Here is a 14718-nt window from a genome sequence, read left to right as displayed (position 1 = left end):
CTTTTACAATTTTAGTATTTTTGCAGAATGATAAATGACGATACCATAGTAGCATTAGCAACACCCTCGGGAGCAGGAGCCATTGCTGTAATTCGATTATCTGGACAAGAAGCCATTACTATTGCCGATAAAAGTTTTAAATCTGTTAAGAGTAATAAGTCACTTTTAACACAAAAAACACATACTATTCATTTAGGTCATATTATTGATGATAAACGGACTATAGATGAGGTTTTAGTATCTGTTTTTAAAAACCCGAATTCTTACACAGGAGAAAATGTGGTAGAAATATCGTGTCATGGCTCTAATTATATTCAACAAGAAATTATACAGTTATTTATCCGGAAAGGTTGCCGTATGGCATCGCCTGGAGAGTTTACATTACGTGCTTTTTTAAACGGAAAATTAGATTTAAGTCAGGCAGAAGCCGTAGCTGATTTAATTTCGAGTGATAACGAAGCGTCTCACCAAATAGCTATGCAACAAATGCGTGGTGGTTTTTCTTCGGAAATAGCAAAGTTGCGTGAAGAACTTTTAAATTTCGCATCGTTAATAGAGTTAGAACTCGATTTTGCAGAAGAAGATGTTGAGTTTGCCGATAGAGGACAGTTTAAAGATTTAACCGAGCGTATTACGTTTGTATTAAAGCGATTAATTGATTCCTTTGCGGTTGGTAACGTGATTAAAAACGGAATTCCGGTCGCTATTGTAGGAGAGCCAAACGTAGGTAAATCTACGCTGTTAAATGCGCTCTTAAATGAAGAACGCGCCATAGTTTCCGAAATTGCAGGAACTACACGGGATACCATTGAAGATGAAATTTCGATAGGAGGTATTGGCTTCCGTTTTATTGACACCGCAGGTATTCGAGAAACCACTGACGTTGTTGAGAGTATTGGTATTAAAAAGACTTTTGAAAAAATAGATCAGGCTCAAGTAGTTGTTTTTCTTGCTGATGGTAGTAACTTTAAGGAAACTTCTTTTCTGAAATCTTTTAAAATTGAAATTGAAAAAATTAAAAATAAATATCCGTTAAAACCATTATTGATTGTTGCTAACAAGGTAGATAAGCTTGATGAAAAGCAAGTGGAGATCGTTAAGGCCGAAATTGAAAACATCCATCTACTTTCCGCTAAAACAGGTACGGGTGTCGAAGCATTAAAGGATAAACTTTTAAGCTTTGTAAATACCGGCGCATTTGAGAAATAACGATACTATTGTTACTAATACCAGACATTACGATTCCCTTTTAAAAGCTTTTGAAGAAATAGGAAAAGTAAAAGAAGGTTTAGAAATAGGTTTATCGGGAGATTTAATGGCTATAGATATTCGTCAGGCGTTGTATTATTTTGGTGAAATAACCGGAGAAATTACTAATGATGATTTGCTGGGGAATATTTTTGCTAATTTCTGTATCGGAAAATAGATTAATAAACCAATAGTTTTCAGAAAAAACACACATTATAGTTATAAAAAAGTCTCATAAAATTTATTTTATGAGACTTAAACTTTTTATTATTGAGTAATACTTATATACTGTAAAGTTCTCCGTTTACTACCTTATAGTTGTTAACATGAAATTGTTTTCTGTTATCAAAAGCAATAAATGGCAACAGGCCATCAGAACCAATTGCTTTTCTTGGCAATTTATCATTTTGGCTATCAGAGAAACCAATAGTTGCAACTCTAATATCTGAAGTCATTACACGTTTGTTTTCGAATTGAAAATTGTAAGCATCTAACAAACTTTGATCTAAATTAATATCGAATGTAGAATTCGGATTATCCAAATCACTATGAAGTTTAGTCATTCTTTGTGATAAACCTGCAGGCAAATTATCTTCATCTCTAAAGTTATTAAGTAGTTCACTTATAGATTTTAAAAATAGAGGATTGTTTTTGTATTCGTTTTTTTCAACCAACGCACAAACTAGCATACCATACCCAACATCTTCGTGTGTTTCCCATAATTGAGGCGCACATTGTATAACTGTAGCTATTATCACTTCGCCTTCTTTTACTTTCTGTTTCCAGCTATCTTTTCCCATTAATGGAGCAGACATGCTTTTTTTTATAAAATCGGAATCTGGATCGAGTTTAGAATCTATATAAGGTTTTAACAAACTAACATCAGTAGCATTGGGTATTTTGCTCAGATCTATGTTAACATCTTCAAATCTTATACGAGCCAAAAGTTGATTTTTATTCTCACCTTTCTCGTATTTTTCAAGGAGTTCTTTAACGTCAAAGCCTTGACCTTCCATTTTTTTCAACTTCTCGTAAGAGAGTTCTTCTAAATCATATTCGGGTGTTACGCTTTTTAATAGTTTTGAAAACATGTCTTTAAATCCCATACTTATGTTTTTTAGTTTGTAATTATTTGTTTCTTAACCCTCTAATCCTTCGGTAGATTTTAGAACATTATTTTCATCTGCTTTAAATTCAAATTGAAAAGTATTAGTATTTCTTACACGTTCTCCATAATACGTAGTTTTACCATCTGGTTTTTCCCCTTCTATAACAAATCTAACCTTTACCTTATTGTCATTTATAACATCGATATTGAAATCTTTCATATGAAAATTAGAAAACTGGTCGGTTGTAGATTCAATCATTTTAATGGCTTTGTTGTAGTTTTCTAAAATTACTGTCAAATCCAAATCCTTAATCTTTATCTTCCCTTTTTTGTCTTTAAAGAATGATTCATTTTTTACAATATCTTTAACTTCTGTAGGTTCTATCTTCACACCATATGGACCCGTTATATAAGATTGAGAATAAGCTTTTTCATTTTCTACGTAAGTTATGGTTGCCATTTCAAATTCACTTGTTAAGTGGTCTTTTGTTGTTAAGCCTAAGCCATATACGGCTCTGTCTCCACCAAATTCTTCTATTAAATTAGTTTGCAGTCCTTTTAGGCCTTCTGAGTTGTTTAGTAGGTAAGTATCGCTTCCTCCTGATCCACAAGATTGAAGAAAAATAAATAGAAATGCGCAACTGGCTAATAATGTAGTTTTCATATAATTCTAGTTTTGATTAATTTATAGTATACAGTGTTTAACCTTACATTTTAAGTTGTAGATTACCATCCTTGTCAGACGTAAATTTAAATTCATAATAGTTTGTTACTATAGATTTACCTTCCATATGGCTTCCTTCAGATTTCTTAGTACCATTTAGTTCAAAAGTAGATGTTACCTCATTGTTTTTGTCTACAACAAACTCCCATTCGTACATTACAAAATCATGGTATTCATCCGTTTCTGCTTTTATCATTTCAACGGCTTTATTAAAACTTGGAGGAATCTGCTCAAAATTGAATTCAGATATTTTTATAGCACCATCATGTGAATTTCTTTGAAACATTGATTTTTTAGGATCGTTAACGACTTTTAAAAAATAATCTTGGGAATATTCTTTACCATTTCTCATATAGGTTATTTGAGCTCTTTCAAATTGACTAGATAGATAATCATCTGCTCTAAGGGTTAATTTGTTAACCATCTTGTCAGCTCCAAGTTTTTCTTCAACGGTAGCTTTAATTACTGCAATGTCATCAGCGTCATTCAAGTTTTTTGGAACTAAAGAATCCATACCACAAGATGATAATGTTAATACTGAAACGGCTAAAAAGGTTTTTAAAATGTTTTTCATAATTGTTAGTTTGTTTTTCGCTAAATATATTAGCGATTAAATTAAAAATGTGTTTTTGTTTTGAACTATAAATGGTTGTATTTTAATAATTGTTCATTAATATTTATTTGTTCGGTACAAGATTACATGAATAGCTAAGAGAATAATAGCCTCAATCTATATTCGTTAGTTGTCAGTCTATATTTGATAATATTAATTTGAATTTTATATGAGTAGCATACTTTAATGCTTCTAAATCTATAGACGATGTGTCAGTTTTGTAATCGTTTATGGCGTATGTGAATAGTTCAATAAGCTTGTTATTAAAGCTATAGGCTTATTTTGAATGTTTTAATATGAGGTGTTATCCCCTTTTTTTCAAATATTAACTCACAGCCAACGAATATTAATTGATGTTCTTTAGACTTTAGATAAAGTGTTAATATTGATTCTTACAGAAATATGAATTGATAAATTATAGAAATACATTTTTAAATAGGAATCACTATAACGAAGGCACAGATTTATTAACTTACGGAAACGACATTAAATGTGTAGGCGTATTAATTTTGTCATCTGTTACTTATGGGGAAGATTTTAATGAAATAATTAGAAACGGAAAAAATATTTACAGAATTTTTCTACTCTATAAAAATGTGATGGCATATAAAAATAGAGAAGGTTTACAATAGATTATTAGATTTATAAATTGAGGCTGATGCAAAAGAAGTGTAGAATTTGAATAGAAAAAATCTGGTTTCTAATACTCGTTTAGGATAAATTAAAAGTATAGCAATATGAGAAAAATTAAAATTGAAGACTTTCCTAATATAGGAGCTGTAATGGCTTCTTCAATGCTATTTAAAGATGATATGAAACCACATTTTATTTTTAGAGAAAAACCCTCTAATGATAATGATAGTGGTTGGCGAATGTTTTCTGGCTTTGAAAGTGATGAGTACTCGAACAATGCAGATAATTTTGGGTTTTACGATGCCAAAACAATTTTAGAAGTAGATAATAGTATTTCAGAATTATTACTATACAAAGGATATGGAAGCGTTTGGGAAAGAGAAGAAAATGCAGATTGGGAAGAGGTTTTTGATTATCCGTTAGAGGATGATTTTGAAGTAAAACATCAGCTTTCAAAAAATTGGGGAATAACCATAAATAATCTATTTGAAAAAAACGCAGATGCTAAGGATTTGATGTTTACTACTGGAGATAAAACGATACGACTTGCAATTTGGAATTACGATGGCAAAATAAAATCTGAAATTTTAAAATCCCAAAAAGAAGATATTGATACTAGAAACGAGGCTAACACTATTTTAAAACGCTACGAGTTTCATGAAGACTCTTTTAATAAAATAGGTTATCACATTAAAGAGTATGATGAACGCAAAGATTACACTTACAATCTATTGTGCACCTTCAGTAGTATAGATAATGAAGTATTACAAAGCTTTTTCTACTTTGATGAAGCAAGGGATATTGAATGGGCTTTAGAAACTTGGAAGTCTATAGAGAAAATAAACAAATAGTATAAAGTACAATTTTAGAAATTTTAAAGAGAAGTAACATTAAAAATTACAAATCAATGGTAGAAGAATTTACAAATTTTATGGCGCTTAATCCAGAATATGGTTACCTATTTGGCGCAGCTGCGTTTCTATTTATAATTTTAGGAGTTATATTAGATTGGGATTGGGTTTTAGAACCAGGTGGTGGTTATTTTAATATGGCCTATTTTATAGAAGTCTTTGGACGTAAAAGAGTACGGATAGTATTTGGTTTATTACTGTTTTTAGTGGTATTACTCTTTGTATATGGTTTTTTTTCCTATAACCCAGAACTGTATAATGTTTAATTAAAATTTTATTGTTTAAACAGATCAAAAGCTATGGAAGATTTTTTAAATACGCTACCGATTAAGAAGATACTTGCTGGTGTTTTTATGGTCCTGTTGGTGTTTAGTGGTTTTTTTAAGGAACATTTTTTATACTCTAAGGGCGAAAAAAAAGTATTAAGAAAACTAGGAGATAAAACAAATAATAAACTTTCTGGTAAAATGGTTACAGCTCTAATTTATTTTACAATTACGATAGTTGCTTTAGCTATAGGTTTAGTAGTTTATAGTACCTAATATTAAATACAGTTATTCATCATACATTTAGAAATGAAAAATTTAAAGCTATTACTTTTATTACTGATTTTTAGTAGTTGTGATGTTTCAACACTTGGAGGCAAAGATGCAAATGACTTGTCTAAATATAAAGCGATCCTCCTAATAGAAACCAATAATAAAAAAGAGGATTTAAGACAAATTAAAGTTTCCCTATCTGATGGAGATAAGCAAATTATTAATGACGAAGTAAAAATCCTGGTCAACAATATACCTATGGAATTGTATGTGAAAGATGAATTGTATTACACCAAAACATCATTCTATACTACGGATAGTTTGTCTAAAAAAGCATCCTACTATTTTGAAATTATATTGCCAGATAGCACCAAACATGCACTGGCTTTTATAAAACCAAATGAAGCATATAATCTAACAAAATTTGAAATACCAGATACGATTTATGATGCAAACAGTATGCGTATAAAATGGACTAACCTTCTTACTTCACATCAATTAAAATTTAATAAATTCATTGAAAAGCCTAAGCCAGCAGATAATATTACATCAAATGCCTATGATGGTGTTACCATAGATTCGTTAAAAACAAAACATGGTGAATATAAAATACCAAAATCTTATTTAATGGATTCCGAAAACACCATCAAGAATGTAAGCATTACTCTCAATAGTCAACAAACAGGTTTGGTAAATTCAAATATTTTATCCAATAGTTCTATTGTATTTAGTCATACTATTTATAAAACAGTAATGGTTGATTTACTTCACTAGTACTATAAACCATATAGCCATAAACCAAAAAATGAATTTTAAAATGCCATTACATAAGCTTTTACTATATACTTGTGTAATCCTATTAACGTCTTCTTGCGCCACATTAAAGCAAACTGAAGTTATTGAAAACAAAATAGAATTAACGAAAGAAAATTTACACTTACTCGATGGGACTTATGAGAATAATGAAGCTGAAAGCGCTGGATACCTAGATTATTTTTGGGGTTCATATTTTAAAAGCAAGGAATCTAGGATTATTTACGACATGAAATTGGAAGAAAAACCATGTTACTATATTACCTTAAAAGTCATAAATAAAAAAAGAATTAGTGCCACATTGCATGTCAATGAAACCTATATAAAGTCTTACCTGATTAAAGGTAAAATTAAAAAGGGTTATTTTGAACAAAACAGAAAAGGGTATTTTTTACCAGCAATACTTCTTAATCAATATCACTCTTCAAAATTTAGAATTGGCCTGCTCAATAATAATAACGTTATTACTGATTCTAGAAAAATTGAATTCACAAATTATTACTTTTTTAGTTTCATAAAAGACAATCATTCTTATTACAACCTACAACATCAAAAAATATAATTATGAAATATTCAATCTTAGCATTTTTAGCCATAATAATTTTTAGTTGTTTTGAAGATGAGGGGCTTTGGGATAGAGCTAAAGGATTGTTGGATTAATAACATTTTACACAAACCAAATTCATTAAAAAAAAAGTTAAATTATTTAAAATAAAAACCATGAGAATTTTTAATTTTTTAATGTTATTAAGCATATCTCTAACGTTTTCATGCACAGCTCAAGATGATAGCAATATTAAGCTAGAGGGAAAATGGAAAGTAATAGACTGGACCTATATAACGCAAGGGAGAAGTTTAAATAACGATGAACGAGCAGAAATGAATGAGCATGTCAATGATTTAATTTTAAATTTTAAAGAAGATCAAACCTTTTCAACCAACAAGCCAAAAGACTTCAGTTTTTTAGAAAATAAAAAATACATTTTATCCGATAGAAATGAGCTTTTAATTGATAACGACTATTATGATTTTTTAATAAGAGATCATAATTATTTCTTTCTGTTGCACAACATAATGTTTCAAATCGAAAAGATTGAAGACTACAAGAATTCTAAATTAAAACTCAAAAAACTACCAGCTACATATACTGAAACTTCAGAAATAAAGAATATAGAATGCGATGATGAAGAAGTCTATTCTATGAATGATTTAGATACACCACCTAAATTTAAAAATGTTCAATTTGAAGAGAACTGTTTAATTGATTGCCTCTATACATCATTATATTCTGCGCTTAATTATTACATTGATTTTTCAAAAGTAGCTGAAGACACCAGTTTTTATATCGATTTTATAATAGATAAAACAGGTAAGATTTGTAATGTTAATATAAAGGCTAAGTACAATGTCTATAAAAATAATCGTCAAATTTCTTCAAAAGAAACCAATGAATCTAAAGATATCGAAGATGCTATAGTACGTGGTATTTTAGGAAATCAGGATTTGTTAGAAGCAGGCTTTAAAAATGAAGAAAAAGTGAATACAAAAATAGAATTAAAATTAAGGTTGATGTCAAAATAGTTCCAAATAAATTTAGATTAAAAGCTAGGAGTACATTGGTAAGTTAAAATAAAAGTAATAGATATGGCATCTTCACCTTCCGCTCTTTTCATTTTAGCCATTTACGCCAAAAGAAGCAACTATCTGCGTTTCAGAAAAGTGAAACTAAAATTCATATACGATTCCACAATACAAATTAATGAAAACTTTATAAAAGGAAATAAACTTAATCAACTACTAGAAATTATAAAAAAGCAACAAAAAAAGAATACACACTAAGAAATGAAATTCGTAGGCTAACAATTAAATTCACATCATTCTAAGTTGTAGAGATATTAAGGACAGATATTAACTATTCCCTAACGAATAAATGTTCACTCTTTAAAACACAGTATTAGTATTGTAACATTGTATTAAACAAATCAAATATTATGTTAGAAATATTAGCACTCGGTTATTTTGCCAAGCAAATTAGAAAAATCGCAGCAGAAAAAGGTATTAAACCAGGTAAGTGGATTGCAGCCACGTTTATATCTTGGTTTGCCATTGAAATATTAATTTTCATCATTGCATTTGCGTTTTTTGATGTAGACAGTGATGGAATCTTAGTAGTTATGATACCTGCCGTTTTAATATCAGCGACAGTTGCTTTTGTGATTTTAGAAAAATTGAAACAACAAGAATCTGTTAAGCTTAACTAAAATGGAAAAATTTATAATTAATACAAAAGCGACTTTAATAAAGAATATCTTAATTACGGATGATAGTTTAAAACTGTCGGATGAAGATTACAAAACAAAAGATGTATTTTTAGAAAAGATAAATGCAGAAAAAAAAGGGTTTTTAGATACGCAGCATGTTATTGCATATTCTAAAATAACTAAAATAGTGCCTTTTGAAAACGAAAATGGAATTCAACTTTTCTTTGTTGAAAAAGAGAAAAAAGAGAAAACTTATTTAGAATTAAATTCTATTGAAGAATATACAGAAACACTTCAACATATAATAACTAAGACCAATCATTTATCATTACAAACTATACAAAGTAAGTCAATATCTACTTGGATAAAACAAGCAGCTTATACCTTAGTGTCTTTGATTTTTACATTGGCAATTACGATGACAGCTAAAGATATTGAAGCTGGTAAAAGAGTTACTATTTCAGGTGGGAGACGAGGATTAAAGCGAATTATGCTTGCTATAGCAGAAAATTTAGGAACATTAAACACCATCTTATTAGGTACTGCAATAACACTTGGGTTAGCTTTTTGGACTTATAAAAAATACAAAAAAGGACAAAGTACTATAAATGCTTATATGTAAATCTATTTTATGAAAAAATCAATAGTCACTTTAGTGCTTTTTACTTTATTGTTTTCTGCGTGTAACGGACAAAAAGCAACGAAAGAAAATATACTGAGTTCTAAATTGAAATAGATAATCTTACTATTGGTGAATCTTTTTTAAATCTTAAAATAAAAGACGAGGCTTTAAAGATTTAACATTATTCTAAAAAGTATGTCGGTGATACTGCTCGTAAAATGTCTTTAGATGTGTATGAAGGGGTAAATAAAAGTTTTTATATTTTAAAAATTGAAATTGATAATGGGCACACTTTTTACTTAATTAAATAACCAGCTTCACATAAAATCATGAAAAAATCGATAGGCTTCATTCTTATAATATTAAATTGTTTTCAGGTTTTTTCAAGTGAAATTAAAACAATCAAGAAGGTTAATAATGTCAAAGATTTTTTTGCAGCTTTAGGTAATAATACAGAAGTTGTAATTACGTGTGAAACATTAGATTTTACATTAGGAAATTTAGAAAAAGAACTTAGCATTGAAGAAACTAGCGAGTTTTGGGCTAGTCGTGTAGAGTCAATTAAAAGAGCGCCTCAAAGTTATTATTTAGACTATGGCATCGTTTTGTATGGGTTTAATAATCTCACTGTTAGAGGGGAAGTGAATACTAATATTATTTCTAATGATGACTATAGGGTAGTTTTAAACTTTAAAAAATGCAATAACATAGTTTTAGAAAATCTAAAAAACAAGTATGTCATCACTATTGAAACTGATGATAATAGTTTAATTAAATTGAATATAACTTTTAATGAGGACAATAAAATAGTTAAATTAGAGGAACAAATAATAACAAAAACAAGTAAGAAATAAAAACTTCAATAAATGAATAAATGAATTATGAATAAAGTAAAAAAATCACATTTTATAGTAGTAGCAACCTTACTTTTTTGTTTGTTTACGGCCTGTGAAACTAAATACTCAGAAAAAGCAATAGAAGATGCTTTATGGAAAGATGATACCGCAAAAGTTAAGCAACTTTTACAAAAAGTAGATATTGATACATTAAGGTTTTACGACGGAAGAAATATTTTACAAGTTGCTATTTTAAGAGGCGCAACAAAAGTGTCTAAATATTTAATAGAAAACAGCAAACTACAAGACTCAATAGACGATTATGGTTATACGGCTTTGCATATAGCAATTCTAGAAGATCATAATGAAAAATCGGTATTATTGGTGGACAATGGCAGTAATTTAAATATTTTAGACGATAATGGATATTCACCATTTCATTATGCTATTTTGAAAGAGAATAATGATTTGGTAAAGCGAATGGTAGAAAACGGTGCTGATATTAATTCTAAAACGGGATCAATGAATAGTACACCTTTGCATTTAAGTATTGAAATGGAAAATGCTGAACTTGTAGCTTATTTTAAGTCTAAAAATGCAATAGATACCATTACAGATGTTAATGACGATACTGCAAAAATGCTAGCGCTAGAATCTGTAAATACTAAAATAGTAAATATGTATTTTGATGATTTTTCAAATGAAGAAAAAAATGTTTTACTTTACAATACAATTATTCAAGATAGTTTAACAACTAATTTGGAGCAGTGGTTAGGTCAAAAATGGGTTTTAAAAAAGACGTTAAAAGAAGGTTTTGTATTTACCAAATATCCTGCTATATCTGCTTATTTATTAAAAAACGGAATTGATATTAATACCGTTTCAGCGCAATATGGTTATGCCGCAATTAATAATGCAGCTATTAGTGGAAATGTTAATATGTTAACTTTTTTAATAAAAAATGGTGCTAATATCAATAAGATAAGTGAGAAAAAAAGGAGTCCGCTAATGCAAGCATCAAAATTATACGATCCTCTTATAATGAATCAAGAAATTGGAGGTATTCAAATATCTATGAATCCAGTATTTTTGAAAAACTTTGAAACTAGTGCCGATAAAAATGCGGAAAATAGTCTGGCTTGTGTAAAATTACTAATTGCTAATAATGCCAACCTTGATTATACTAATAAAGATAATGAAAATGCGCTCTATATTGCCGAATCTACCTTTAACCCAAAAGTGATAGATTATTTAAAGGAACAAGGTGCAAAAGAATCAAAACCCTTTGTAGAAAGTCAATCTAGTAAATCAAGCAGAATGATGGATAACATTAATAAAAGTAATGCGAATAATAAAAACATATATGGGTATTAAAACCTATTTAAAAGTGAAAATACAATATCTAATAGCCTGTTTTTTTATGTTGCATTGTGCAACACAACTTAGCGGACAAAATAATGTAGAAGACCTTTTTACAAATAGAGAATATGCTAAGGTTATAGAGATTTTAAGCGAAAAAGAAGCTAAAGAACCACTCACATTACGCGACTATTTTTTATTAACAAAGTCTTATGGTCGTAACCAACAATATGCCAATGGTTTAATTTACTCTAACGAGATGATTGGCAAAAGCTTAAAAGAAAAAGACACTACAAATTTGATAAAAGCCTTTAATTTAAAGGCTGAAAACTTAATAGATTCTGGTGGCTATAATGATGGTCTTATATTTTGTGAAAAGGTAAGCCCAGTTTTTAGAGAACAAGATTCCATCGAATTTCAAAAATTATGTTTTAAATGGGGAATGATGTATTACCATACAGACCAATATCAAAAAGCTTACGAAACCTACAATAAAATTACTTTACCCAAATATAGAAATCTAAATCTATTTAAAAATAATTACGCTTTAACCCTTATGGGTTTAGAAAAATGGGACGAAGCTTTATTCTATTTTAAAAAATCGATTAAACAATATAAGTCTAGCAATAACACGGAGCGCTTAAATTTTAACTACTCTAATATTTCAGTTGTTTATATGCATCAAGGGAAGTGGGAACAATCAAAAGTGTATTTAGATTCAGCTGCTAGCGTCTTAAATAATGACAGTCCGTTACGAGCAAAAAAAGGAATTTACACCAATTATTTTAAATTATATCAAATTCAAGGAAAGCAGGACAAGGCTGCCCGTTATTTAGAATTAATTTCACAAGTAAACGAAAATATTTACAGAGCAAAAATCAATGAAGAAATCGATGCTTTAGAGACTTCCAATAGAAGAGAAGACCAATTAAAAGAGAAGTTTAGAGCATCAGAAAAACAAAAACTTTGGGGAGCTATTGTTTCGTTATTGGCTTTAATAGGTTTTATAAGTACTATTTTCTATTTTAAATATAAAAATGTAAAGGCTGCTCATGAGCAATCTGTCACAGAGCAACAACTTCTACGTTCCCAAATGACACCTCATTTTATTTTTAATTCGTTGTCTGTAATTCAGGGTATGATATTAAATAAGGAAGATAAAAAAGCAGTTAAGTATTTGTCTAAATTCTCTAAATTATTACGATTAATTTTAGAAAGTTCAAGAGAAAAATTAGTGGTAGTAAAAGAAGAACTTTTAGCTATGCAAAGTTATGTGGAATTGCAGAATCTAAGCAGATTACAACCGTTTAAATATAGTGTAGAAATTGATGAATCTATAAATGTAGAAGAGATCCTTATTCCACCAATGTTAATTCAACCTTTTATAGAAAATGCTATAGAACACGGATTTAAAGAACAAATAGATAATCCGGAAATTAAGATACATTTAACAAGCAAAGAAAATGTGCTTATTTGTACTATAAAAGATAACGGAATTGGTCTTAATGCTACCAAAAGCACAACTAAAAGCCATAAAAGTTCGCTTGCAACAAAGATTACTTCAGAGCGTTTAAAAATGCTCTCTAAAAATTTTAAAATCGAATCGAATCTTATTCTCGAAGACAGAGAAAAATACAATGAAAAAGGAACTCAAGTTACACTAATGATTCCATATAAAATAGAAACATTATGATGAAGGCATTAATAGTAGAAGACGAATTATATATTAGAAAAGGACTACTAGCTATGATAAATAGTTTAGATAAGGATATTACAATTTTAGGCGAATGCGAATCTGTAAAAGAAGCTGTTATCGTAGCCAATGCGTGTAAACCAGACCTTATTTTCTTAGATATTAATTTGCGAGACGGCAATGCTTTCGATTTCTTAGAGCAAGTTGGAAGCCTAGATTTTCAAGTTGTTTTTATAACCGCTTATGAGCAATACGCTTTGCAAGCTATAAAAAATGGAGCGATTGATTATATTTTAAAACCAGTAGATATAGAAGAGCTAGAGCAGGCCATAGATAAAGCATTAGTTACAGACAAGTCTGTACTCGAAGAACAAATTCAAATTGTAAAAGATCAGTTAATAAACAAAGATAAAAATAAACTTGTTTTGAGCTTGCAAGAAGGCTACCAGGTTATTGATTTTAAAGAGTTGTTGTATTGTAAGTCTGATAAGGGTTATACCACGTTTTTCTTATCTAACGGAAAATCTTTTTTAGCTTCAAAACCTATTAAAGAATACGAAGGTCAATTACCAGAAGATAATTTTATCCGTACACATCAATCTTTTATCGTTAACATGAGTTTTATCGATAAATATGATAAAAATGGGTATATATATCTAAAGAGCGGCGAAAAAATCCCTGTGGCGTCACGAAGAAAAGACGATTTTGTTTCTAAGTTGATTAAAGGCTAATAAATTTTTATGGATCCACTTTCTGAGTTTTAAATTCAGCCACAATAAACAGCATCAACTTTTCTAAAAAAGTAATTTTGAACAAAATCTATAATTAAACGTTGCAAATTTAGTTCGCGAATATTAACTCAACCTTATCGAATATAAATTATCTAGTTTTTATTACTATTATCTATTCTACTTTAGTAATTCAAAATAGCTAAATTATGGAAAACGATACAACACTAGAAATTGAATTAAAGTCTTTAGATGCTGTGCCAACAGATAAAACTCAAGAAATGCTTAGTCTCTATGTCGTTTCATTAGGTATGGAAACCTATGCTAAACTATGTTTTGCGGTTATATTTATACTTATTTTGGTGCATAATATATTTATTGCAGGTAATAGTTATGAGTTAGATACTTATGATACTATTATGGCTGTGGAGTTGTCTATAGTAGGTGTAATTATCCTTGCCGTTTTTATAATTGCTGGTATTGCAATGTCTAAATTAAGTCAATTAAAAAATCTAATAATAGAAAATAGTAAAAGGAACAATTTAAAAAAGCAAGAATTAGGTGAAGAATTCAGCTTTTTAGCCGTTCATTTATATGGTGGTCGTGGTATTACAATTAAGTAAATAAAGC

Annotated in this window: 17 protein-coding genes and 1 pseudogene; 15 read left to right on the top strand and 3 right to left on the bottom strand. The window is 29.2% G+C overall.

The window, feature by feature from the left end; translation table 11 throughout:
- The first annotated feature begins 27 nt into the window (after positions 1-27).
- Positions 28-1426, top strand: a pseudogene (gene mnmE / locus GQR97_RS19150) (tRNA uridine-5-carboxymethylaminomethyl(34) synthesis GTPase MnmE).
- A 103-nt stretch (positions 1427-1529) separates the two neighbouring features.
- Here the strand turns inward: mnmE and GQR97_RS19145 are convergent.
- From GQR97_RS19145 to GQR97_RS19135, 3 genes are read right to left on the bottom strand one after another with little or no spacing between them, the layout of a single operon-like run.
- A complete protein-coding gene (locus tag GQR97_RS19145) occupies positions 1530-2354 on the bottom strand; it encodes a hypothetical protein (RefSeq protein ID WP_158851336.1) in 825 nt (274 codons plus the stop codon).
- Between the two features lie 33 nt (positions 2355-2387).
- Positions 2388-3020 (bottom strand): hypothetical protein, encoded by a 633-nt coding sequence (locus GQR97_RS19140; RefSeq protein ID WP_158851334.1) that lies wholly within the window; start codon positions 3018-3020, stop codon positions 2388-2390.
- 43 nt (positions 3021-3063) lie between these two features.
- Positions 3064-3654: a hypothetical protein gene (locus GQR97_RS19135; RefSeq protein ID WP_158851331.1), complete on the bottom strand. Its 591-nt coding sequence runs from the start codon at positions 3652-3654 to the stop codon at positions 3064-3066.
- 446 nt (positions 3655-4100) lie between these two features.
- On the opposite strand from GQR97_RS19135, the gene GQR97_RS19130 reads away from it, so the two are divergent.
- From GQR97_RS19130 to GQR97_RS19065, 14 genes are all read left to right on the top strand, one after another.
- Entirely contained in the window at positions 4101-4325 is a 225-nt protein-coding gene (locus GQR97_RS19130; RefSeq protein WP_158851329.1) for a hypothetical protein, read from the top strand.
- 105 nt (positions 4326-4430) lie between these two features.
- The gene (locus GQR97_RS19125; RefSeq protein ID WP_158851327.1) at positions 4431-5177 is read left to right on the top strand and encodes a DUF2185 domain-containing protein; all 747 of its coding nucleotides are present in this window, start codon (positions 4431-4433) and stop codon (positions 5175-5177) included.
- A 56-nt stretch (positions 5178-5233) separates the two neighbouring features.
- Positions 5234-5503, top strand: a complete 270-nt coding sequence (locus GQR97_RS19120; RefSeq protein WP_158851325.1) for an immunity 17 family protein — start codon at positions 5234-5236, stop codon at positions 5501-5503.
- A 33-nt stretch (positions 5504-5536) separates the two neighbouring features.
- Complete coding sequence (locus GQR97_RS19115; protein ID WP_158851323.1) at positions 5537-5779, top strand: hypothetical protein; 243 nt, start codon at positions 5537-5539, stop codon at positions 5777-5779.
- A gap of 33 nt (positions 5780-5812) precedes the next feature.
- On the top strand, positions 5813-6550 hold the full coding sequence (locus GQR97_RS19110) for a hypothetical protein (RefSeq protein ID WP_158851321.1): 738 nt from the start codon (positions 5813-5815) through the stop codon (positions 6548-6550).
- A gap of 43 nt (positions 6551-6593) precedes the next feature.
- Positions 6594-7151, top strand: a complete 558-nt coding sequence (locus GQR97_RS19105; RefSeq protein ID WP_158851319.1) for a hypothetical protein — start codon at positions 6594-6596, stop codon at positions 7149-7151.
- A gap of 158 nt (positions 7152-7309) precedes the next feature.
- Complete coding sequence (locus GQR97_RS19100; RefSeq protein WP_158851318.1) at positions 7310-8170, top strand: hypothetical protein; 861 nt, start codon at positions 7310-7312, stop codon at positions 8168-8170.
- 410 nt (positions 8171-8580) lie between these two features.
- On the top strand, positions 8581-8850 hold the full coding sequence (locus tag GQR97_RS19095) for a hypothetical protein (RefSeq protein WP_158851316.1): 270 nt from the start codon (positions 8581-8583) through the stop codon (positions 8848-8850).
- Position 8851: 1 nt separating this feature from the next.
- Positions 8852-9472: a hypothetical protein gene (locus GQR97_RS19090; RefSeq protein WP_158851314.1), complete on the top strand. Its 621-nt coding sequence runs from the start codon at positions 8852-8854 to the stop codon at positions 9470-9472.
- A gap of 329 nt (positions 9473-9801) precedes the next feature.
- Positions 9802-10326: a hypothetical protein gene (locus GQR97_RS19085; RefSeq protein WP_158851312.1), complete on the top strand. Its 525-nt coding sequence runs from the start codon at positions 9802-9804 to the stop codon at positions 10324-10326.
- A gap of 27 nt (positions 10327-10353) precedes the next feature.
- Positions 10354-11682 carry an ankyrin repeat domain-containing protein gene (locus GQR97_RS19080; protein WP_158851310.1) on the top strand — a complete coding sequence of 443 codons (1329 nt, stop codon included), beginning with the start codon at positions 10354-10356 and terminating at the stop codon, positions 11680-11682.
- The gene (locus GQR97_RS19075; protein WP_158851308.1) at positions 11651-13360 is read left to right on the top strand and encodes a histidine kinase; all 1710 of its coding nucleotides are present in this window, start codon (positions 11651-11653) and stop codon (positions 13358-13360) included. Before GQR97_RS19080 ends, GQR97_RS19075 begins: the two co-directional genes overlap by 32 nt.
- Positions 13357-14091, top strand: a complete 735-nt coding sequence (locus tag GQR97_RS19070) for a LytR/AlgR family response regulator transcription factor (RefSeq protein ID WP_158851306.1) — start codon at positions 13357-13359, stop codon at positions 14089-14091. Before GQR97_RS19075 ends, GQR97_RS19070 begins: the two co-directional genes overlap by 4 nt.
- Before the next feature lie 206 nt (positions 14092-14297).
- Positions 14298-14711: a hypothetical protein gene (locus GQR97_RS19065; protein WP_158851304.1), complete on the top strand. Its 414-nt coding sequence runs from the start codon at positions 14298-14300 to the stop codon at positions 14709-14711.
- Positions 14712-14718: the final 7 nt, after the last annotated feature.

This window comes from Algibacter sp. L1A34, from assembly GCF_009796805.1.
GTDB lineage: Bacteria > Bacteroidota > Bacteroidia > Flavobacteriales > Flavobacteriaceae > Algibacter.
This window is presented reverse-complemented; position numbering and strand designations above follow the sequence as displayed.